Genomic DNA, 22,160 nt, shown 5'->3' on the forward strand with positions numbered 1-22,160 from the left:
AGCAGACCTAAATTAAAATGTGATTTTACTCCAGCTTATTAGGGGGCTAAGACACGGGATATGTCAACCAATGACGTGAATGAATATTTGTTGGAACCGGGCTGGAATTTACAAAGTGCTGAAAAAGCGTTAAACTGACAGTACTGTAATGGTACGAGTTACGCTATCGCTAAACTCGCACCAACGGGTGCCGCATCTTGGGATGCGAGGTATTTATTGAGTACCGATGTTTGATATAAACTCATGGATAAGTGCTATCACTTAGGGTTTTGACACAAAGGCGAGCCAACGCCCCATTAAGAGTTGGCCCGGTTTCAATCCCGAAAGTAGCACTTCCTTCCTCATCCGCCAATATATTGTCAATCACGAGCCCGGCCCGAGGCCTACCACCATAACCGTCACCCGACAGGAGCCGGGCGACTGGAAACGTTATGGCCTTTCAAATGATGAATAATATTACTTTTACAATAGGTAATTAATCAGCTTGAGCCAGATGTATATGATGGCAGGCTATTCAGCTTCATCCTTTAACCGCAGGTATCTTTTACTTGAAGTAGTGCTTTGGAAACTACCATCTACTTTTTTAAAATCCTCTTCTATTAATCCAGAATTACCCTGAATGGATGTTGCGATAATATTGGAATCTGCTTTCCAAGTACCTGATTTCACCTGATTGTCGGGTGTCCAGGTCCAGCTGGCTGAACCATCAGGTTTGAGATCAAACAATTCAGTTTTTTCTGAATCGCCCTTCACCATTATCCAATAAGACCCTGCATATTCTTGAAGAAATTTCTCCTGAAATTCATCAAGGGCTTCTATATTGGCACTGGTAGAAGCATCATTATTCCCATTATTACATGAGAATAATAAAAGAAGAGTGAAGATTAGGGACATGATTCTTAGCATAGAAAATTTTATCAGTACATTATATGTTAGCGCTAATCATCAACCAAACAAGTCATTTGGCTGGGTTTCAATTTCAAAAGTAGCAAATCTTTACTTATAAGATCAGGCACTCCATTATGAACCGTCACGGCCGTACGTCATTCAGATCGTAGCGAAGCGGAGAGAAGAATCTGGTACACGGATAACCGGGCGTGCAGCACCCTTCCGGATCCTTCGTTATCGCTCAGGATGGCGATGTTTGCTGAGGGGCTTGCTGTAGTGCATTGGCGCTGCCAAGCGTAACAGAAGTTCATTGCTGGTGCGAGTTTAGCCCTTCAGCCCCCAAACGCAAAAAAGCCTTGCAAAGTCAGTCTTTGCAAGGCTTTATAAAATTGGTTTGTGAACCCGAAGGGATTCGAACCCCAAACCTCCTGATCCGTAGTCAGGTGCTCTATCCAGTTGAGCTACGGGTCCATGCGGGTGCAAAGGTAAAAAAAATCATAGTTGCAGGATATATTTCCGGCAGCAAATCAGGAAATATGGCAGAGCCAGCTATGCTCCTGAGCGCTAAACTGTCCGGGGTCTGGTCGTTCTCTGAAGATACCGTAAACTGCGCTTCCGCTGCCTGTCATGGCTGCGTATGTTGCACCGGCTGCGTATAGCTGGTCTTTTGCCCGTGCAATTTCCGGATGCTGTGAAAAAAGGTGTTTCTCAAAATCATTGAATATATGATGGCGCCATTCCCCAACTGGCAGCGTTGGCAATTGGCGGAGATCATACGGTGCTGGCGTGGGAGAAACGCCTGCATAAGCCTCTCCGCTGGAAACGAATACCGGAGGCTTAACCACCAATAGGTACAGCCCCTGAAGTGATATGTCTACCGCTTCCAGCAGTTCTCCCCGGCCGGTTACGCACTGCGGACGGTTCTGGATAAAGAAGGGGCAGTCACTTCCAAGTCTTTCGGCATAAGCCAGGAGCCGGCTTTGATCCAGTTTCAGCCGGAAAAGGTCGTTCAGCATTTTCAGCGTAAAAGCGCCATCTGCCGAACCTCCGCCCAGGCCGGCACCGGTGGGAATGTTTTTTCTGAGGCGAATCTCCACGGGCGGCAGGGAATGTTCCGCCTGCAATAACCGGAAGGCCTGTAAACACAGGTTTTCCCTTGCACCTTCCGGGATTTCAAGTCCGGAGCTTTGAAACGACAATTGAGAAGCCTCATGAATCTGAAGTTCATCGCACAATGGCAGCGGATAAAATATGCTTTCTATATTATGAAAGCCGTCAGGCCGCTTGCCCGTAATGAACAAGCCAATATTGATCTTAGCGTTGGGAAAAGTGAGCATAAAAAGATTTACGAGCTAAATATCGGAATGGAGAAAAGCATTAATATAAGCGGGTTCGTTTTAGCAGGAATGGGAGCAATACCTGCCGGAAGCCCTTGTTGATGTCAGCTTCTACATATTCTATCTGGTACTGGGTACATTTCATTTGCAGCTTTTGCCTGTATTTGTTTACCTGGTCAAGGTATTTCTCCTTCACCTCGCTGGGAAATACCTTTACCTCCTGGCCGGTTTCAATGTCTACAAACCTGTATGGCCGGTTTTCAAATTCAAATCCAAATTCCATTTTTTTGTCCATTACATGGAAAAGGATAACCTCGTGCTTATTGTATTTCAAGTGTTGCAGTGCATTGAAGAGCTGATCTTCTGTGGAGGAATTATCCATCATATCACTGAATATCACGATCAGTGAGCGCTTGTGAATGCTTTCAGCGATAAGGTGCAGCACATCCGTGGTTGATGAAGTTTTATTATGCGCATGCTCTTTCAGCAATCCTCCAAGCGCTGAATAGAGGAGTTTGAGATGGACCGGATTTGACCTCGCCCCGAATGATTCTTCGATCCTATCGGAAAAGATGGTCATTCCGGTGGCATCACGCTGCTTCTTTAAAAGCTGTATGAGGGCAGCCGCTGCATAGACGGAAAATTGCAATTTATTGATTCCGCCCTCTGGATAATACATGGAACTGCTGTTGTCAATCAGCAACTGGCAGCGCAGATTGGTTTCCTCCTCGTAGCGTTTTACAAACAGTTTTTCGGTACGGCCATACAGTTTCCAGTCAATATGGCGCGTGCTTTCTCCGGTATTATACAGCCGGTGCTCAGCAAACTCTACAGAAAAGCCGTGGTATGGACTCTTATGCAAACCGGTGATAAATCCTTCCACTACCTGCTTTGCCAGGAGTTCAAGATTCTCAAATTCCTGGACTGCTGCAAGATCAAGATGATCGGTATCTAATTCTGCCATTTCTTTTTGGATATGAATATTCAGCTAAATAACGAAGCGCTCCGCTCGCATGGCAAAAGTCCTTCCTTATCCGGTCATATCCCAAAGGAATGATACGATGTATCGAACAGGTTGAATCCCAGCCTTCCGGAGAGGCACTGCATCCGAGGTAGAAAAATTTTCGGGTTTGCGTGTAACATTTTGCTGCCCCTTCCAGTCAATCTAACCAACAACGGAAATGGATTAAAAATTTGAAACTTCAATATTAAAATTAAAACATCATGAAATCTTTTAGTATCGCACTCGCAATCGTTTTGTTGACTTTTTCATTTACCCATGCTGCCGGATTACGACCCGGTGACGGACCTGCCGGTGAGGCTACTATCCTTGAGTCTGAATATGACCTGGCTGTCCAGGATCTGGAGGAAATACTCAGTTTGAAATTTGAAGCCGATGGTGCGTTTATCCTTGAGCGGGAATATGATTTAGCAGTGGCAAAACTAGAAGGGATCCTTAATATGGGAAACACGGAAAAGCCGGACAAAACTCTTGAGGCACGTCAAAAACTGGAAAAAACACGTGAAGATCTCAGGGCACAAATCACCTGGATAAATGCCACTATGGAAGACCTGAAATCCTGGGAGCCGGTGGTGGCAGGCCTCACGAAGGCGCTGATTGAAACTGAGAGATCTTTGGCAGAATTGAAAAAGCTGGATCAATCAAAAGAAGATCAACCTGCCCGAAGTAAATAGATTAGGTTTGCTTTCTGAATTGTAATGTGTGAAGGAACGGCTTGCTGCGTAGCGGGCCGTTTTTTTTATGTATTGAACCATAGTAAAAATATCCAACAAGAACACCCGGCAACCAATGTTGGCAAAATGGGCTGCAATCCGGCTGCCCATCACGCCTGACCTAAGTACGGCTACTTTTCTGATTATTCGGTTCATGAATGGATTGGTTTTCTGATAAATAAATTTTCTTCTTGATAAAGGTGGGAGGGGTGGAAAGGTTTGGGGGAGTTCGAGAAGGTACGAGCGAGGTGAATGGCCATTTTATGCTAACTTTGAACTCAGGCAACAGAAATTAAAAAAATCATGAAATTTTCACTTCAAACTTTGTGGATAATGCTCATAGGACTATGTTTCATCTCGTGCAATAAGAGCGATATTGACAGAAATAAATTGTTGAAGTCCGGAAGCTTTTTCTTAGAAAGTATTTTTGACTACAATCAAACTCGTACAGAGGGAATCATGTATGTTTCAGCATTCACTGGGTCTGATTCAGATGTTACAGTCTATGGTTTGGGGGCAAACCTTTACGGAGATACAGCCGATTGGAGTACCCCTAAGAATGGTGGAACGTTAACACTTGGGAATAAACAAATAAATACTGATTCAACTCAAAACTATGCCTACTATTATAGCGCGTATCACAGTAATGATCCTTCTTTAGCATCTAATTTTGGGAATACTATAAGTTTTGACATAAGCGGAAATAGCACCGCTGGAATCCCAAATATTTCAGGAAGTATTTATAGTCCTGATCTCATATTCATGACTCAGCCTACGGGAAGTTTGTTGGATATATCATCAGACTTCGATATAGATTGGAATTCGGATGCCGCCAATCCGAACAATATATTCATAATTATTGAATATTTAGGATCTGCCTCTCAACGACAAGATCCTTCTTTGCCAGGTAGTAATTTCTATTTGATTTACGAAACAGCCGATGATGGCAGCCACACTGTCAATTCATTAGATCTGGCGGATTTCCCGGTTGATGGTATAACACAAATACATATTGTAAGGGGCAATACCGCAATTGAAGAAGATGCTTCGGGAGAACATAAATATGAATTCCTTACCTACAGTAAATATCGAGCGGAGTTCATTATAACTGAATAGTTACTTGTTGTTTTCTTCCTTTCTTTTACGGAAGTATTCCAGAATTTCCTGAGGTGTCTTTCCTTCGGTATCCTTGGCAATTTGCTCTCTCACTTTCCTCACCTCCTTAACGCAATCGTAGTCTTTCTTAATTGTCGTCTTCATAATCTCAACGTAGATCGTTTTCATCTAATCAGTATCGAAATTAACCGTTTCTTAATGATGTATCCCCTGACTCAGCCCATTGACGAAATACGATGGTAGGGCTCTGCCCGGATTCTCTCGCGAAAGTAGCCCTTTCTTGCCTAACCAGTGAGGCACCAACCCAAACGTCAAGATGACGATGTTTGCCAAGGGGCTTTGGCAAATGTATTGGCGGGGAGCCGAGTACTTCTAATGGATAAAACCTCACCGACTATATTAGTTTTATCAAAGTTCTATAATGATGGACACTAATGTGCGCAATGAAATTCAAATTAAGCTCTGTTAGAAAACAAAGAACAGCCCTTGTGATTGCCCTACTGCCAGTGTTGCTTGCGTTGCTGATATTCTGTACCTTCTTGGTGGGCGAAATCCTTACTGGAAATCTGAAAGATTTTGGGTTTGAGAGAAAACTCCTACTGCCTAAAATATTCATCGGATTGATCTCTATAAATCCCCTGTTCACAATTGCTGGTCTCTATATAAGCGGCCTTACCAACTATGAGAAAAATTTGGCCTCATCTACCATCCATCTCTTGATCGCCCTCATGTGCATTATCTCGATTATCTTGCTTTTTCTTGGTTGGTTTTTGTATCTGTTTTGGGTTATGCCCTTTTTGAGTGGGTGAGGGGAAATCCACGGCAGGAGCCAGGCGACAGCAAACGAGCCACCTCTTCCGTCATTCAGATCGCAGCGAAGCGGAGAGAAGAATCTGGTGCATGGATAACCGGGAATATTTATTAATGCAGGAGTTGAAAATTACATCACCAATAGGCTAACGCGTGTTTATTTAGGGTATTATTATGGAGAAATTTTTCAGTTGGAAGATGAAAATGGCCCGGTTGAAATATTTTCGCAAGCAAATAGACATCTGGATTTAGACTTTAGCGGATTCAATGTTTCGTTTGGTTTGAATCTGTATTTATTTTAATAATTCTATTCACACCCGTGTCATTTGCATCACGGTCAGTTCGAATTGTGGTATTTGAAATATTTGCAAAAGAACCAAGAAGAAGTCGCATCTGTCCTTCCTCCGGATTTCCGAAAACCTTCCCCCATTTGATACCTTAACTTTGCAGCGCAATAAATGTATTGAAAAATGTTGCTGCAGGCAAAATCGCTGGTGAAGACATACCGGCAAAGACGGGTGGTTGATGATGTGAGCATTGAAGTGAACCAGGGTGAAATCGTGGGCCTTCTTGGACCCAACGGTGCCGGGAAAACCACCACCTTCTACATGATCGTGGGCTTCATAAAGCCTGGGAGAGGTGACATTTATTTGGATGATAAGCGTATTACCGGTCTGCCAATGTACAAGCGCGCTAAAATGGGAATTGGATACCTGCCTCAGGAAGCTTCCGTTTTTCGCAAGCTGACGGTAGAAGAAAACATCAAGGCCGTGCTGGAAATGACAAACCTCAAGAAGGCGGAACAAAAAGACCGGCTGGAGCAGCTCATTGTTGAATTTGGGCTGGAACGCGTAAGGAAAAACCGTGGCGATCTGCTCTCTGGTGGTGAACGCAGGCGGACGGAAATTGCCCGCGCCCTCGCGGTAGACCCCAAATTTATTTTGCTTGATGAGCCTTTTGCAGGCGTGGACCCAATTGCGGTGGAAGATATTCAATCCATTGTTTCTCAATTGCGCTTCAAAAATATCGGCATCCTTATTACCGACCACAACGTGCAGGAAACGCTCTCCATCACCGACCGCGCCTATCTGCTCTTCGAAGGCAACATCCTCAAATCCGGAACAGCCGAAGAATTGGCCGCAGACGAGCAAGTCAGAAAAGTGTACCTGGGTCAAAACTTCGAATTAAGAAGAAAAACCTTTAATTCAGATTTGAATTTAAAATAAACCCCTTCTTGCCGCTACCGCTCTCATTGCGTGGATTGCGTTCACTCCCGGCCACTTATCTCTGAGCTGCCATTTTTTCCAATTCAATTTTGGCTACTTCAAAGGAAGGGTCAATGGCCAGGGCCATCCTGAAATCCTGCTCTGCGCGGTCGTTTTGGTTCATTTCAATGTGGGTGCGGCCACGGGAATACCAGGCCCAGGTATATGTGCTGTCCGCAGCGATCGCATTGCTGAAGTGTTCAAGCGAATTTTCAAAATCGCCCTGCAGGTAATTCAGATAACCAATATTATAACTGGCATTGCGATTACGCGGCTGAAGGGATAATACCATCTGGTAATCCGTAATTGCTTTTTCGAGGCTATCCATTTGCTGATACGCCCATCCACGATTGTGCAGGGCCTCTACGCTTTCGGGGCGAAGTTCCACGGCATTCGAAAAATAGCTGACTGCATGTGAGGTGTTGCGGTTCAGGAAAAGCAGGCCCAGTTGAATATAGCCATCATAGAATTCCGGGTTCACTTCCACGGCCGTTTGAAAGTTGCTGATCGCACGTTGCGTATCACCCATTTCTTTATAATTCATTCCTTTCAGAAAATATGCACGGGCATTATAACGATCCTGTCGTAATGCATCATTGAGATTTCTGAAGGACTGCTCGCGGTCCGGCAGGTAAAGGTACAACTCCCCCAGCCGCAGATAGGTGCTGACATCATTGGTATCCAGCAGCTTTTTTTTCTCGTAGGCATCTATTGCGCCCCGGCTTGATTTCAGGTTCCAGGATATTCTGCCCAGGCGCTCGTAGTATTCGGGGTTCAGCGAATCGAGTTCAACGGCTCGCTCCATGTCCAGCAGCGCCATCTGGTCCCTCTGCCGCTTCATGTACAGCCCCGCCCGCTCGTAATATAGTGCTGGAGAGAGGGAATCTTCCTTGATTTTGTCTGTAAGCTTGCTAATCTCCATCATCCAGGAATCTTCCGTCATTGGAATGGAATCCGAGGTTTCAACATATTCCTCAGAATTGCCGCCATCGCATGAAACCAGAAGAACGAAAAAACCAATTATTAAAAACGGTAATAATTTTCTTTTAAATATTAATTTATTTTTCATTTTAATTTTTCTGATTTGATCCATTTAAAATTGGCGCTCTTTTAAAAGGAATAGAAGGATCAAAATATTTTCGGTAAGTATGATAGATCTTTTTTCGCTTTGCATCAAGCTTTTCAACCATGCCTATCATCTTTGGGTTAAAGTCACCGATCCAGATCATTTCCAGTTCATCGTATTTTCTCATTGGTTTAATTACCTTTTCTGCGGCATTGATTATCGCACCTTCCACTCCTTTGCCCTGATGAGCGGGCACAATACCAAACAAGATACCGAACATTTTGCGGTTTACCCCCCGCCAGCGGTAATACAGAAATTTTAGTTTTTCCCATAAACCAAATTTCCCGTTCATATATTTAAATATCTGGTTCAGTTCCGGAAGCATCAGAAAAAAGGCAATAGGCTTCTCATCATAATACCCAAACCACATCAGTTCCTCTTCCATTATTGGCTTGATGCTATTGAGAATGGCCATTGCCTGGCGCCTGTCCATTTTTTTAAATCCATAATGGCCACCCCATGCATCATTATAAATTTCAAGAAAATCCTCACCGTATTTTTCCAACTCACTTTTTTTGGCGTAGCGGAAGCTGTAGCGATCATCCCCTGCGATTTTTTCAGCCGCCTCTTTGAATCGTTGCGGAACTGGCTGCCCCACCTCATAGCTGTAGCAATATTGCCGGAAGTAAAGCTGGAATCCATAGTTCTCGAACAACTCACGATAATACGGGCGATGATAATTCATGCAGTAGGTGGGCTCTTCAAATCCTTCCACCAGCAGCCCCCACCAACGGTCGCGCTCTCCGAAGTTGATGGGGCCGTCCATTCCTTTCATTCCGCGTTCCTCCAGCCATTCTTCGCACTTATTGAAAAGCGCATCGGCCGTGGACTGGTCGTTTACGCACTCAAAAAATCCCATGCCTCCCACCGGTAAATCCTTATCCAGCTTTTTACGGTTGATATAGGCTGCCACCCGGCCTACGGGTTTTCCCTCATCATTTTGCAGCACCCAGCGTACCGCCTCCCCATGCCGGAAAAACTTGTTTTGTTCCTGATCAAATACCAACTCAATATCCTTGTCCAGCGGCCTGATCCACTTCGGATCATTTTTATAGATATCCACTGGCATTTCTAAAAACATCCGGGCTGTGGCCTTATTATTTACTTCAATGAATTTCATTTATTCCTTCTACTTTAAGTTGCAAAAATCCCTATTTATTTATCATTATGACAATTTCCCGTTTTCATGGCTAAAGCTAATTACCGCTAGCGGTTTTATTGAAAGATTACGTTGTTGGCAGACATTTCAGTTTGCGCCAGCGGGCACTTCTCCTCAAAAATTTAAATCTCAATTGGCGTTATCTTTGAGCATTCGCGGCAAAATCAATTCACTTATGAAAAATCTACTGTTTACGCTTGTTGCAGTCTTGCTATTCTCGAATCTGCAGGGACAGGAGGCTGAAAAGGAAGAAGGAAAACCTTTACCTTCTGTAATATTGACCACCCTGGATGGAGAGGAAGTAGACCTTCAGGAATATCTTAATGATGGCAAACCCCTGATCATTTCATTGTGGGCTACCTGGTGTACGCCATGCAAAAAAGAGCTTGATAATGTGAGCGGCCTGCTGGACGAATGGGAGAACAAGTATGGTGTTCGCCTTCTCGCCATTTCTGTAGACGATTCCCGGAACAGCATGAAGGTCCGTCCCTACATTGATGGCAAGGGATGGGAATTTCATGTATTGCTGGATGAAAACAGCGATACGAAACGGGCACTTAACTGGGCCACAATACCCTACACCATCCTCGTAGACAAAAACCGGAATATTGTGTACAAACATACCGGCTACACAGAAGGCGATGAATACGAACTGGAGGATCAGCTAAAAGCTCTGAAATAATTCGGCATCGGTAATAGGTTATGAGAAGAAATTATTTCTCTCTACTTTTGCACCTCCAAAAATTAATTTTACATGGCACATCACGCTTCAGCAATTAAAAGAATTCGGCAAAACGCAGTAAAACGGCTAAGAAACCGCTACTATAAAAAGACATTGCGAAATGCCATTAAGAAGCTGAGAAATACACACGACAAGGCAGAAGCTCAAAAGCAGCTTGTGGAAGTTTCTTCAATGCTGGACAAGCTTGCAAAGAAAAAAATGATCCACCGGAACAAGGCGGCAAACAACAAGTCCAAGCTATCGCGGCTTGTGAACAGCCTGTCTTAATCGCCAGGCTTTTTCGGAAAGATATAAAAGGATGCTCACGGGCATCCTTTTCAGTTTCTGCACCTTCGTAAATTCGCGGCCATGCCACAAGAACCAAAAGTGCCAAAGGGCATCCTTTCATGGAGCGAAGAGGATCGTCCCCGCGAAAAGCTGCTGCTGAAGGGAAAGCAAGCCCTGAGCGATGCAGAATTAATTGCCATCCTACTGGGTAGCGGCACCCCTGACCGCAGCGCAGTTGAAGTAGCCAAGGACCTTCTCAAGCAGGTGGAACACGATCTGGAAAAGCTCGGACAACTCACCATCAAACAGCTTTGTAAGCCAAAAGGCATTGGCCCGGCAAAGGCCATCACCATTGCAGCTTCTATGGAACTTGGGCGCAGGAGAAAAACCTCTGAAAAGAGGAAACGGCTTAAAATCACTTCCAGCAAGGATGCCTACGACTATATGTATCCATTGCTGGCCGACCTGGAGATGGAGCAGTTCTATGTGCTGTTGCTAAGGCGCAGCAATGAGGTCATTCGTCATCATCATGTGAGCACGGGCGGAGTTTCAGGAACTGTGGTAGATCCGAAAATCATTTTCCGTCCGGCACTGGAAGAGCTGGCCTGCTCTATCGTTCTTTGCCATAATCATCCTTCCGGCAACATAAAGCCAAGCCAGGCCGATATTTCTCTTACCAATAAACTGAAGCAGGCGGGTGATGTGCTCGATATCCGGCTGATTGACCACATCATTTTTACCAATAACGACTACACAAGTTTTGCGGATGAAGGCATGTTGTAAGAGCTACCTTTGCAGCCGCTAAAATTTAATCTTATTTCTACTTCTTCATCCATAGAGAAGCAAATAGTGATTGCCGGTGCCGGACCATCAGGAGTAAGCACTTCACTTTTCCTTTCCAAACAAAAGATCCCACACCTCATCATTGATAAGGCAAAGTTTCCGCGCGATAAAATATGCGGGGATGCCATCAGCGGCAAAGTGCTGGATACCCTTACAAAGTATGACCCGGCATTTGTGAAGGAGCATTTCGAGGGCCGGGAAAATCTGCTTCCGGCTTTTGGTATCACTTTTTATGCTCCAAACGGGAAAAATGTGGATATCGGCTTCCCATCTTCTGCCACAGATAGCCCCGGCTACATTTCCAGACGCCTGCATTTTGATCAACTGATCTTTGATCACCTGGATACTGAATTCGCGGAAATATGGCAAAAAGCTGAACTGCTGGATGCGGTACAGAAAACGGAAGGAATAACGCTTACCGTGCGCCACAACGGTATTCAAAAACAGGTTAACACTTCTTTAGCCATTGCGGCAGAAGGTTCACGATCAGTGATTGCAAAGCAGGTAGGCGGAACCACAGTAGAAGAAAAACATTATTGTGCCGGCATCCGGGCGTATTATTCAGGTGTGGAAGGAATGCATCCGCAGAATTATCTCGAACTCCATTTTATCAATGAACTGCTGCCCGGCTATTTCTGGATCTTTCCGCTGCCGGGCGGTAGTTGCAATGTGGGGATGGGAATGCTGAGCAGTAAGGTGAGCCAGAAAAAAGTAAACCTTCGCAAGGAACTGTTGCGCTTGGTGACTGAACATCCGGTATTAAAGCAGAGATTCAAAAATGCCAGACCGGAAGGCAAAATACAGGGATGGGGCCTTCCGCTGGGATCGAAGAAGCGCTCGTTGTCAGGCAGCAACTATTTGCTAACAGGCGATTCCGGCTATCTGATTGATCCATTCACAGGCGAGGGCATAGGCAATGCTTTCGTAAGCGGAATGCTCGCGGCAAAGGTTGCTGCCGAAGCGATTGCCGCAAATGATTTTTCTGCCAGACATCTTTTCGGATATGATACAATGGTTTATACCAAGCTTTGGGATGAACTGAAGTTGAGCCGTACGCTTCAACAATTGTCTGCTGTTCCACCTCTCTTTAATTTTGTAGTAAATAAAATTTCTGGCAGCGAATCTTTGCAGGAGGTTTTTACTACGATGTACAACGATGTGGAAGTAAGGGCGCAGATGAAAAACCCGCTTTTCTATTTCCGGCTTTTATTCAACTAATTTGCTCCTTGAAAGTCGTTAATAATTTCTTTAGATGAAATATTTAATCATATTCTTCAGCCTGCTATTGGTGTTTCTGAATTCCACCCTGCTAGCGCAGGAGAAAGGACAGTTGTCAGGCGATTTTACGCTCAATGCCAGCTTCTATGATCTGGACAGCAACATTGGTACGACTACGACCCAATACCTCCGCGAGCTCTCTTCAGCCGACTCATGGTTATACCTTGACTATCGCTACGAAGGTTGGCAGTTCAATATGCGCTATGATCTTTTTCACAATTCTCCGCTGCTAAACCCTATTGAGGCCTATTCTGCGCAGGGAATCGGCTTTTTCTCGGTGAGGAAAGACATTGACAATGTGAACATTACTGCCGGCCATTTTTATGATCAGATCGGAGCGGGGCTTATTTACAGGGCGTTTGAGGAACGGCAGATCGGGCTCGATTATGCAACCCGCGGTGTGCGCGTGGAGTACAGGCCCTTCAAGGATTTTATGATCAAAGGTTTTACAGGCCAGCAGAAAAATCGTCTGGGTGTATTTGATCCTATTATAAAAGGTGCAAGCGCGGAGTATTATAAAAAGCTGGGAAAAAGATTGAGCATCGTGCCAGGCGCAGGAATAGTGAACCGTACGATAGACCAAAGCACAATGCAAATAGTTGCCGACCAGATCAACTCCTATCCTCTGGAAGATCGTTTCATCCCGAAATACAATGTTTACGCCTATAGCTTTTTTAACCGGCTCAGCTATAAAAGCATTGGCTGGTACGTAGAATATGCCGGCAAAACAGATGATGTAATAAGAGACCAGGGAGGGAGGTTACGGCTTCGCGATGGAAATGCCATTTATACCGCCCTGAATTACTCTCGCAAAGGTTTTGGTATTAGCGGCCAGTACCGCAGGATTGATAATTTTGAGATCAGAACCTCACCTGAACAAATCCTGCTGGAGGGATTGGTAAACTATCTCCCTTCCCTCAACCGGCAGAATGCCTACACCCTGCCTGCCCGCTACAATGGTGCGGCCATCGCTGAGGGAGAAGAAGGCGTGCAGTTTGAGGTGACCTGGACTCCGAAAAAAGACAACACTATTATGCTTAATTTCAGCGATATTCACCGGCTGAACGGAGAAAAACTTTTCCGTGAATATTTGATTGATTATTACAGAAAGCATAGTATTAATACCAAAACCCGCTTTGGTTTGCAGGCAGTAGATTACAATCAGGAAGTATATGAGTTTAAGCCTACGGCACCTATGGTACAAACCCTCACACCTTATGTGGAACTGTCGCAAAAACTGGATCGTAAAAAGTCGCTGCGGGTTGAACTCCAGTACATGATTACGCAACGGAATACACGTATCAATGCTTTGCTCAATAACGTGTTCAAAACCAACCACAATGAAACCGGTGCTGAGCAGGATCTGGGTGACTTTGCATTGGCGCTGGCCGAACTTAATATCGCTCCCAAATATTCTATCTCTGTTTCGGACATGGTCAATACCAAACCAACAGAATCAGAGAAAATGGTACATTATTACTCCTTCTTTGGCGCGTTTACCCAAAAGCAAACCCGCTTCAGCCTGGGATACGTGAAGCAGGTGGAGGGCGTTGTATGCACGGGTGGTGTTTGCCGGGTAGAACCTGCCTTCAGCGGCATGAGGTTTGGGCTGACTACTAATTTTTAAATATTAAAATTATGAAAAGAAATACGCCACTTCTGATCCTTGCAATTTTGGCTGTGGGCCTGATAACCGGATGCAAGGAAATGCCTCCATTTATAGACATGACCCCGGAGGTAGTTGATACCACTTTAACGGATACCACGTATGTCGCGAGTACCACTCAGGCTTCGCAGCAGAAGAATGTGCTCATTGAGGATTTTACTGGCGTTCGCTGTCCAAATTGTCCTGCTGCACAAGTAGTAGCATCCACTATTGCTGATGAAAATCCGGGACGCGTGGTAGTCGTGAGCCTCCATCCATCGGGATCAGGCGTTGGGGCTTTGGTAACTCCTCTGGATGAAAGCAAGTATGATTTCAGACGGGATGCGGCAGCCGATATATTGAGTCTCCTTGGTCTATTTAACGGGCTGCCCATAGGAGCTGTAGACCGGATCAAATTTGAGCAGAACATTCTGATAACGGATGCGAAATGGAAAGGTTATACGCAGCAGCGTCTGCAGGTTGAGACACCCGTAAATCTTATTCTCGAAACAGAATATGATGCGGCTTTGAATGAAGTGGTAATTACTACAGAGCTTCATTACACGCAGGATGTTTCTGAAGAAAATTACATTTCCATTGGTATTCTTGAAAGCCACATGATTGATTGGCAAAAGGATGACCAGGTCTACGTTGAAGATTACGAACACAACCACGTGTTGCGGGAAATGATCACAATATCCGCAGGCAAAAAGCTGACGCCACAGCTTGAAAAAGGTCGCGTAATTATTAAACAATACCGTGTAAAGTTAAATCCGGAGTACGTGGCAGAAAACCTGGATATTGTAGCCTTTGTGCATCAAAAAGGAAGCGGTCTGGATGTTCTTCAGGTTCAGCAAAAAGCCGTTGTACAATGATGCGGTTGATGTTTATTTCTGTATTTGGTTTACTGCTCTTCTCGGCTAATACCTGTAAAAAGGAGTCGGAAGAGAATCACCGGGAAGAGATAGCCGGTTTGCGTGTGGAAAAGGATTCGCTGTTTAAAGACCCCGCAACAACCCCCATTCCGGAGGCAGAACGCAGCAGCTTCAAAAGGCTGAATTATTTTCCGCTGGATTCTGCTTTTTTTGTCAAGGCAAAATTTGAAATTCTCCCCCAGCCAGAAGTGGTTAATATAGCTTATACAAATGGCGGCACAGAAGCCTATACCCGTTATGCCCGCCTGGATTTTAAACTGAAAGGTGAAAAGCAGTCCCTGTTCGCTTATCGCAGCAATGATTTTCTCAGTTCAAAAGAATACAGGAATGCCGTCTTCATTCCCTTTATGGATCCGAGCAATGGCCGTGAAACCTATGGCGGGGGCCGCTTCCTGGATGTGGAAATACCCGAAGATGAGGAGATGATGCTGGATTTCAATCTGGCTTATAATCCCTATTGCGCCTACAATGCAGAATATACCTGTCCTATTCCGCCACGTGAAAACCTCCTTGGGGTACCAGTTTTGGCCGGAGAGAAAAATTATAATTCCGATAAAGCGAATTAACCTTTTATGTACGAAATACGACCCGGTGCCGTAACCCTTGTGGCAGATAGTGGAAGCACTAAAACCCATTGGGCCGTTTGCTCAGAAAATGATCTGCAATACATAAAAGGGACGGGCATCAATCCTATGCTTCATGACCTTGCTGCTATTTCAAAGGCGCTGCGTGAAGATTTAGATTCAATAGATTCCGGACAGGTATCACATATTTATTTTTATGGGGCAGGTTGTTCATCACCGGGACGAAATCAGGTGGTGGAGAAAGCATTGCTGCAACAATTTCCAAAAGCGAAAACAGAGGTGGAGCACGATCTGCTTGCGGCAGCCCGCGTTCTCTGCGAAGATAAACCCGGCATTGTCTGCATTCTTGGTACGGGCTCAAATTCATGCCACTATGATGGCCATGAAATAGTGGAACAACACGGAGGTCTTGGTTACATCCTGGGCGATGAAGGAAGCGGACAGCACATTGGAAATAAATTTCTGCGCAGGCTCTTGAACAAAGATTTGCCTGCAACCATCATTTCAAAATTTAATACTGAATTCCAAATGAGCAAAGATGAAATCCTTCAGCGTGTGTATGGTCATTCCCACCCCAACCGCTTCATTGCCTCTTTTGCGCCTTTCATTCATCATCACAGGAATGAATCCATGGTGAAGGATTTAATTAAAGAAGCGTTTACCGAGTTTATAGATGTACATCTGAATAAGCTGAATTCAACCCGTCATTTGAGCGTACATGCACTAGGTTCAGTGGCCTATTATTTCAGGGAGCTTTGGGAGCATTTATTGGCCGAAGCCGGATATTCTCCCGGAAACGTTATCCAGGAGCCTATCCATAGATTGGTAGCCTATCATCAACATCGCTAATGTGCTCTGTTCCCAGCCTGCCCTATAATTGAATGGCTTGCCTGAACTTGGCACTTGGCTGTAAAAGGAATACTTTTGAGCTTTCGCAATTAACATATTAAAAAATAAATGAACTTACACGAATATCAAGGCAAACAGATACTAAAAAATGCCGGTGTGGCAATCCAGGAAGGTATTGTAGCTGAAACGCCTGAGCAGGCAGTAGAAGCTGCCAGGAAGCTTAGCAAAGACACCGGCACCGAATGGTGGGTGGTAAAAGCCCAGATCCACGCAGGGGGCCGCGGAAAAGGTGGCGGGGTAAAACTGGCTAAATCGCTGGATTCCGTAAAGGAAATAGCCGGCAACATTTTAGGAATGAACCTGATAACACCCCAAACAGGAGAAGAGGGCAAGCTGGTGAATAAAGTATTGATAACCCAGGACGTTTATTACCCCGGTGAAAGCGAACCTGAAGAATACTACATGAGCCTTTTACTCGATCGCGAAGAAGGTCGGCATGTCCTGATGTATTCACCGGAAGGAGGGATGGACATCGAAGAAGTAGCGGAGAAAACCCCGGAGAAGATATTCAGAGAGCATATCCATCCTGGCCTCGGACTTCAGCCCTTCCAAGCGCGAAGAGTTGCATTTAACCTGGGCCTGAGCGGAGATGCTTTTAAACACATGACCAAATTCGTGATGGGCGTGGAGAAAGCCTATCGCGAATCTGACGCATCATTATTTGAGATCAATCCCGTTCTCAAAACCTCTGACAATAAAATACTTGCCGTTGACAGTAAAGTCCGGCTTGATGATAATGCCCTGTTCCGCCATAAAGAACTGGCCGCAATGCGTGATAAAAGCGAGGAAAACCCGCTGGAAGTAAAAGCAAAGGAGCATAATCTGAACTATATTAAATTGGATGGAAATGTAGGCTGCATGGTGAACGGAGCGGGCCTGGCAATGGCCACAATGGATATGATAAAGCTTGCAGGCGGAGAACCGGCCAACTTTCTGGATGTGGGCGGTACGGCCAATCCTGAAACCGTGGAAGCAGGGTTCCGGCTCATCATGGAAGATGAAGCGGTAGAAGCAATCCTGGTGAACATTTTCGGAGGCATCGTTCGTTGCGACCGCGTTGCGAAAGGTGTAGTTCAGGCTTACAAAAATATTGGCGACATCAACATCCCGATTATCGTGAGGCTGCAAGGAACCAATGCCGAAGAAGCAAAGCAGATAATTGATGAAAGCGGACTGAAGGTTTTCTCAGCCGTATTGCTGAAAGAGGCAGCAGAAAAAGTGAAGGAGGTAATGAACTGATCGTACTGCTGAAATATGAGCGAAAACCCGTGGCACAATCCTTAACCACGGGTTTTTTATTGCAAAATCCATTTTCTGAATCTTCACAATTATTGAACCTGCAACAGGCGATTTGCCTTATGTAACGAGGTGTAAATTGACAGGGAAAAATTTTATTTTTAAATCTCAAATTAAAATCCATGACAGCCACAATCCTCAGGGTATATCCTGAAAATCCTGCTCCCCGCCATATCCGGCATATCGTTGATCTGCTTCGGGATGGCGGAATCATCATTTATCCAACTGACACGGTTTACGCCTTGGGGTGCGACATGGCCAACCAAAGCAGCATTGACAGGCTTTGCCGCATTGTAGGTAAAAAGCCGGAGCAAGCCAACCTTGCCCTTATTTGTGAAGATCTGAGCAACATCAGTTTCTATACCAAACAATTTGAGAATCCCATTTTTAAAATGATGAAAAAAGCGCTGCCCGGCCCCTATACTTTTATTCTTAATGCCAACAGCAACGTGCCCAAATTATTCAAGAATAAAAAACGGGAAATAGGCATCCGGGTTCCGGACAATAACATTCCCCGCGCGCTGGTTAAGGAACTTGGCCATCCTATTATTACTACCTCGCTTTCGTCAGAGGATGAGATTACCCGCTACTTTATTGATCCCGAAGAAATGCTGCTGGAATACAAGAACCTGGTGGATCTGGTAATTGATGGCGGTCCGGGTGGTACCGAAGCCAGTACCGTGATTGATTGCACAGGAAACGAAGTAGCGGTGGTACGCGAAGGAAAAGGCCCCATTGATATTCTTCCGTAGCCCGGAACCATTATATCGCTGCCGTCCATTAGGCGCTCCTTCCTACTTTTGCCCGTTCAAGAAATAAAAATTGTCAATTATGTCTGATGCCATAAAACTCGAAAAGCAAAACGGGATTGCCACAATAACCCTCAACAGGCCCGATGTCTTTAACGCCTTCAATGATGAGCAGAGCTTTGCGCTCCAGGATGCGCTGAAACAAGTGAAGAGGGATAATGAAGTCAGGGTCGTGATCCTGACAGGCGCAGGAAAAGCTTTTTGTTCCGGCCAGGATCTGAAAGACATTGCACAATCTAAGAACCGTTCGCTAAGTGATTCGCTGCACAAGCGCTATAATCCCATTATCCGCGCGATGCGCAACCTGCCTAAACCCATCATCTGCCGGCTCAATGGCGTGGCTGCCGGTGCGGGATGTTCGCTGGTGCTGGCCTGCGACTATGTGGTGGCCGTGGATTCCGCTTCGCTGATTGAAGTATTTGTGAATGTGGGATTGGTGCTGGATTCAGGCTCTTCTTATTTCCTACCGCGTGCCCTGGGCAGCCTCAAGGCATTTGAACTGGCTACCACAGGAAGAAAAGTGAAGGCAGATGAAGCCCTGCAATTGGGATTGATAAATGAAATGGTTCCTGCTGAGAAACTTGATGAAGCCGTGCAGAAAATTGCTTCTTACTACGCTGCTGCTCCTACCAAAGCTATTGGACTTATGAAAGCCATGCTCAATAAATCAACCTATTCTGACTTGGAAACGATGCTGGAATACGAAGCTTACTGCCAGGAAATAGCCGGACGAAGCAACGACTATGCTGAAGGTGTGGCGGCATTCAATGAAAAACGCAAAGCCACCTTTAAAGGCAACTGACGCTATTCCATGTCCAGACGTATCAGATCCGGGTTTATCTCCGAAAAACGAACTGAGAAGATAAAACGCATTCTCAGGTTCCGGCAACCCGGACTCACCATTGTACTGGAAGAGGTACACGATATTCACAATATTTCAGCGATGCTGCGCACCAGCGATGCCGTGGGTGTAATGCAGGTACACGGAATATTTGAGAAGATGCAGACCGGTAAAAAATCGCGCATGGGCAAGCGTAGTTCTGCCGGTACACGAAAGTGGGTAAAGGTGGAAAAATATTCCAGTCCTGCCGAATGCTTTGATGTGCTTCGACAACAAAACTTCAAAATATTTACAACCAAAATAACTGCGGATTCGAAACCGCTATACGCGCTTGACCTTACACAGCCAGTAGCCCTCGTATTTGGAAATGAACATGATGGCGTTTCTGAAGAAGCCGCAGCCCTTGCTGACGGAAATTTTATGATCCCTCAAATCGGAATGGCCGAGAGCCTGAATGTATCCGTGGCCTGTGCCGTATCGCTTTATGAAGCATTCCGGCAGCGACAGTTGAAGGGGATGTATAATTCGCCTCAACTCCCAGACGCACAACTGGCAGAATTATTTGAAGAATGGCGAAAAAAATAGCCGGGTGTTGGTCATTTTTGCGCCAAATTTCAGCAAGGAATTTCCTGAATATTTACAGATTATCCACATGAGCGAACGATTTAAGTTTTTCTTCCGCAACCTGATCAAAGGATTGCTTTATCTCGGTCTGTTGATCCTCCTCTTTATCCTTGCCCGCAACTCCATGGATGCAGAGCAGATCGCGTGGTTGGCGCCTGTTTACACCAATCCTACGTTGGTTTATATCATCTTTATTGTATCGGAAGTCGTATTTGGGATCATCCCGCCCGAGGTGTTTTTCATCTGGGCGCTGCGAGAAGAAAGCGTTTCATACTACATTACGCAGGTAGCCATCCTTGCAGCGATTTCCTATGCGGCAGGAATCATTGGTTTTTTCTTTGGGCGCTACCTGAATAAAACCATTCTTTACAGGTGGCTTCGCAGGCGTTTTCTTGGCAAATACCAGGAAAAGCTGAGGGACTATGGATTCTTTCTCGTACTTGTTGCTGCGCTCACGCCAGTGCCATTCTCTGCCATTGCCATCCTCACCGGTGCAGTTGGCATGTCGCCACTCAAATATATGCTTTGGTCGCTTGCTCGTTTTCTGCGATTTGGCGTTTATGCGTGGTTCATCTGGCAAGCCAATATGGTGTAGGAAGGAGGGTGGTTGTATGGTACATCACGTTTCCTGAAAAATGAAAGTGCCATGACTTTTGTGAACGGATATCCGGGCAGAAAGGCTATTAATGAGCTACTCTTGTGCCTTGCAGCACCACATCATTCTGATCCGGTTCTATGTCGCCTGCTTTCACTACATACTTTCGCCAGAATCTTTTGTAGCGCAAGTCTGAAAGCTGCTTTTCTACCATATAAGTTTCTCCATTTTTCGCTAAGGTGATCATCACCTTAGAATCAGGTTGGCGAAAGCAATCGCGGAAGCCTACTTTTCTGAAGGTAAGTTTACGTCCTTTGTCCATTGTATTTCCGCTGGTATTGGTGAGGTATGCCATCGATATACGATACTTGCGCGTTTTCACCACCAACCCATCGTTCTTCAGATTCTCAATAATATTGGCAACGAATGCAACCGGAGCGCTAACAAGGGCCACGGGACTTAAAACTTTATCTGCATTGAAACCCCCACCTCCTGTGATATTGAACTCGTAGTACGACCGCCCATTTTCAACTGTAAAGTCCAGTTTCTGGCTTTCGCTGCTCCAGCCTGTTAAGCCGCCCATCTTGCGGGTTTGGTAGAGGCGCATTTCAGGATCAATGGTGGGTGCGGGAATTCGCACTTTCATGCAAGTATCATTACTTGCCTTTACAGGTTGTCCCTTGTGCAGGATCTCTACGAAAATCATCCCACCGGTTTCCAGACAATTTCCAAGGGCATCTACAGTGATAATGTCTTCTTCAATCATTTCGGCCGGAGTGTTTACTTCCGTTATCTTGACCTCTATCTCGTTCACATCAATACCATCGAAGCAGTCGCAGGAAGCAATTATTTGCGATCCCTTTGCACCCTCAATTACCCGTGGGGGACATTCTTCTTCGGGACTTACCTCCACCTCAGCAGTTTGGGGAATCACAGGGACTTTATAAGCCAGTTCCACCCTACGGTTCTTCTGCCTGTTTTCGTTTGTACTGTTGGCCACCAGGGGTTTCGTTTCTCCGAAACTGCTGAAATCAATTTCTCCAGATGGGATATTTTGTTTTTCGAGATATTGCTGTACAACGCTGGTTCTACGCAGGCTGAGGATGAGATTATAGCCATCTGTACCGAAGCTGTCGGTATGTCCGTGGATGATCAGCTTTTCTGCACCTGAAGCCTGGTACTGCTCAATAAACTGATCGAGCGCTTCCACTTCCTGTGTCTTGAGGGAATGTTTGTCGAATTCAAAGTAGACGTGATGTATAACTTCGCCTTGGGCATAAATGAGTGAAGGCGCTAAAACTACTACAGCAAGCAATAAGAGCATTTTCATGGGATTGGAATTTTTTTAATGATAAAA

Annotated in this window: 25 protein-coding genes and 1 tRNA gene; 16 read left to right on the top strand and 10 right to left on the bottom strand. The window is 45.3% G+C overall.

Going from position 1 to position 22,160, the window contains the following annotated elements:
• Nucleotides 1-510: 510 nt before the first annotated feature.
• The 5 genes from WD077_13930 to WD077_13950 all read right to left on the bottom strand — a co-directional run bounded on the left by WD077_13930 (nt 511) and on the right by WD077_13950 (nt 3,189).
• The gene (locus WD077_13930; protein MEX0968331.1) at nt 511-906 is read right to left on the bottom strand and encodes a hypothetical protein; all 396 of its coding nucleotides are present in this window, start codon (nt 904-906) and stop codon (nt 511-513) included.
• 137 nt (nt 907-1,043) lie between these two features.
• On the bottom strand, nt 1,044-1,199 hold the full coding sequence (locus WD077_13935) for a hypothetical protein (protein MEX0968332.1): 156 nt from the start codon (nt 1,197-1,199) through the stop codon (nt 1,044-1,046).
• 86 nt (nt 1,200-1,285) lie between these two features.
• Nucleotides 1,286-1,359 (bottom strand) — tRNA-Arg (locus WD077_13940).
• Nucleotides 1,360-1,415: 56 nt separating this feature from the next.
• Nucleotides 1,416-2,225 carry a 4-(cytidine 5'-diphospho)-2-C-methyl-D-erythritol kinase gene (gene ispE, locus WD077_13945; protein MEX0968333.1) on the bottom strand — a complete coding sequence of 270 codons (810 nt, stop codon included), beginning with the start codon at nt 2,223-2,225 and terminating at the stop codon, nt 1,416-1,418.
• Between the two features lie 40 nt (nt 2,226-2,265).
• A complete protein-coding gene (locus WD077_13950; protein ID MEX0968334.1) occupies nt 2,266-3,189 on the bottom strand; it encodes a DUF58 domain-containing protein in 924 nt (307 codons plus the stop codon).
• 260 nt (nt 3,190-3,449) lie between these two features.
• Here WD077_13950 and WD077_13955 point away from each other — a divergent pair, with 260 nt between their 5' ends.
• Complete coding sequence (locus WD077_13955; protein MEX0968335.1) at nt 3,450-3,920, top strand: hypothetical protein; 471 nt, start codon at nt 3,450-3,452, stop codon at nt 3,918-3,920.
• On the opposite strand, the gene WD077_13960 is transcribed toward WD077_13955, so the two are convergent.
• On the bottom strand, nt 3,888-4,115 hold the full coding sequence (locus tag WD077_13960; GenBank protein ID MEX0968336.1) for a 3-hydroxyacyl-CoA dehydrogenase NAD-binding domain-containing protein: 228 nt from the start codon (nt 4,113-4,115) through the stop codon (nt 3,888-3,890). The genes WD077_13955 and WD077_13960 overlap by 33 nt on opposite strands.
• 147 nt (nt 4,116-4,262) lie before the next feature.
• Here WD077_13960 and WD077_13965 point away from each other — a divergent pair, with 147 nt between their 5' ends.
• Nucleotides 4,263-5,075: a hypothetical protein gene (locus WD077_13965; GenBank protein MEX0968337.1), complete on the top strand. Its 813-nt coding sequence runs from the start codon at nt 4,263-4,265 to the stop codon at nt 5,073-5,075.
• Here WD077_13965 and WD077_13970 read toward each other — a convergent pair whose 3' ends face one another.
• Entirely contained in the window at nt 5,076-5,243 is a 168-nt protein-coding gene (locus tag WD077_13970) for a hypothetical protein (GenBank protein MEX0968338.1), read from the bottom strand.
• 1,112 nt (nt 5,244-6,355) lie between these two features.
• Between WD077_13970 and lptB the strand changes: the two genes are divergently transcribed.
• Nucleotides 6,356-7,111 (top strand): LPS export ABC transporter ATP-binding protein, encoded by a 756-nt coding sequence (gene lptB, locus WD077_13975; protein MEX0968339.1) that lies wholly within the window; start codon nt 6,356-6,358, stop codon nt 7,109-7,111.
• 55 nt (nt 7,112-7,166) lie between these two features.
• On the opposite strand, the gene WD077_13980 is transcribed toward lptB, so the two are convergent.
• Both WD077_13980 and WD077_13985 read right to left on the bottom strand, forming a co-directional pair.
• Nucleotides 7,167-8,219, bottom strand: a complete 1,053-nt coding sequence (locus tag WD077_13980; GenBank protein ID MEX0968340.1) for a tetratricopeptide repeat protein — start codon at nt 8,217-8,219, stop codon at nt 7,167-7,169.
• Nucleotide 8,220: 1 nt separating this feature from the next.
• Nucleotides 8,221-9,396, bottom strand: a complete 1,176-nt coding sequence (locus WD077_13985; GenBank protein ID MEX0968341.1) for a hypothetical protein — start codon at nt 9,394-9,396, stop codon at nt 8,221-8,223.
• A 214-nt stretch (nt 9,397-9,610) separates the two neighbouring features.
• Between WD077_13985 and WD077_13990 the strand changes: the two genes are divergently transcribed.
• The 13 genes from WD077_13990 (at nt 9,611) to WD077_14050 (ending at nt 20,803) form a co-directional block, all read left to right on the top strand.
• Nucleotides 9,611-10,117 carry a TlpA disulfide reductase family protein gene (locus tag WD077_13990; protein MEX0968342.1) on the top strand — a complete coding sequence of 169 codons (507 nt, stop codon included), beginning with the start codon at nt 9,611-9,613 and terminating at the stop codon, nt 10,115-10,117.
• Nucleotides 10,118-10,189: 72 nt separating this feature from the next.
• Nucleotides 10,190-10,444 carry a 30S ribosomal protein S20 gene (rpsT, locus tag WD077_13995; protein MEX0968343.1) on the top strand — a complete coding sequence of 85 codons (255 nt, stop codon included), beginning with the start codon at nt 10,190-10,192 and terminating at the stop codon, nt 10,442-10,444.
• Between the two features lie 81 nt (nt 10,445-10,525).
• Entirely contained in the window at nt 10,526-11,227 is a 702-nt protein-coding gene (gene radC / locus WD077_14000) for a DNA repair protein RadC (protein ID MEX0968344.1), read from the top strand.
• A gap of 9 nt (nt 11,228-11,236) precedes the next feature.
• On the top strand, nt 11,237-12,505 hold the full coding sequence (locus WD077_14005) for a geranylgeranyl reductase family protein (protein ID MEX0968345.1): 1,269 nt from the start codon (nt 11,237-11,239) through the stop codon (nt 12,503-12,505).
• Between the two features lie 34 nt (nt 12,506-12,539).
• The gene (locus tag WD077_14010; protein ID MEX0968346.1) at nt 12,540-14,192 is read left to right on the top strand and encodes a DUF6029 family protein; all 1,653 of its coding nucleotides are present in this window, start codon (nt 12,540-12,542) and stop codon (nt 14,190-14,192) included.
• Between the two features lie 11 nt (nt 14,193-14,203).
• The gene (locus WD077_14015) at nt 14,204-15,085 is read left to right on the top strand and encodes an Omp28-related outer membrane protein (protein MEX0968347.1); all 882 of its coding nucleotides are present in this window, start codon (nt 14,204-14,206) and stop codon (nt 15,083-15,085) included.
• Nucleotides 15,082-15,711, top strand: a complete 630-nt coding sequence (locus tag WD077_14020; GenBank protein MEX0968348.1) for a DUF1684 domain-containing protein — start codon at nt 15,082-15,084, stop codon at nt 15,709-15,711. Before WD077_14015 ends, WD077_14020 begins: the two co-directional genes overlap by 4 nt.
• 6 nt (nt 15,712-15,717) lie before the next feature.
• Complete coding sequence (locus tag WD077_14025) at nt 15,718-16,578, top strand: BadF/BadG/BcrA/BcrD ATPase family protein (protein MEX0968349.1); 861 nt, start codon at nt 15,718-15,720, stop codon at nt 16,576-16,578.
• Nucleotides 16,579-16,686: 108 nt separating this feature from the next.
• On the top strand, nt 16,687-17,877 hold the full coding sequence (gene sucC, locus WD077_14030; GenBank protein MEX0968350.1) for an ADP-forming succinate--CoA ligase subunit beta: 1,191 nt from the start codon (nt 16,687-16,689) through the stop codon (nt 17,875-17,877).
• Between the two features lie 179 nt (nt 17,878-18,056).
• Nucleotides 18,057-18,686: an L-threonylcarbamoyladenylate synthase gene (locus tag WD077_14035; protein MEX0968351.1), complete on the top strand. Its 630-nt coding sequence runs from the start codon at nt 18,057-18,059 to the stop codon at nt 18,684-18,686.
• Between the two features lie 79 nt (nt 18,687-18,765).
• A complete protein-coding gene (locus WD077_14040) occupies nt 18,766-19,545 on the top strand; it encodes an enoyl-CoA hydratase-related protein (GenBank protein ID MEX0968352.1) in 780 nt (259 codons plus the stop codon).
• A 9-nt stretch (nt 19,546-19,554) separates the two neighbouring features.
• Nucleotides 19,555-20,169 carry a TrmH family RNA methyltransferase gene (locus WD077_14045; GenBank protein ID MEX0968353.1) on the top strand — a complete coding sequence of 205 codons (615 nt, stop codon included), beginning with the start codon at nt 19,555-19,557 and terminating at the stop codon, nt 20,167-20,169.
• Nucleotides 20,170-20,236: 67 nt separating this feature from the next.
• On the top strand, nt 20,237-20,803 hold the full coding sequence (locus WD077_14050; protein ID MEX0968354.1) for a VTT domain-containing protein: 567 nt from the start codon (nt 20,237-20,239) through the stop codon (nt 20,801-20,803).
• Nucleotides 20,804-20,891: 88 nt separating this feature from the next.
• Here WD077_14050 and WD077_14055 read toward each other — a convergent pair whose 3' ends face one another.
• A complete protein-coding gene (locus WD077_14055) occupies nt 20,892-22,133 on the bottom strand; it encodes an OmpA family protein (protein MEX0968355.1) in 1,242 nt (413 codons plus the stop codon).
• Nucleotides 22,134-22,160 lie beyond the last annotated feature (27 nt).

This window comes from Bacteroidia bacterium (genome assembly GCA_040880525.1).
Lineage (GTDB): Bacteria > Bacteroidota > Bacteroidia > CAILMK01 > JBBDIG01 > JBBDIG01.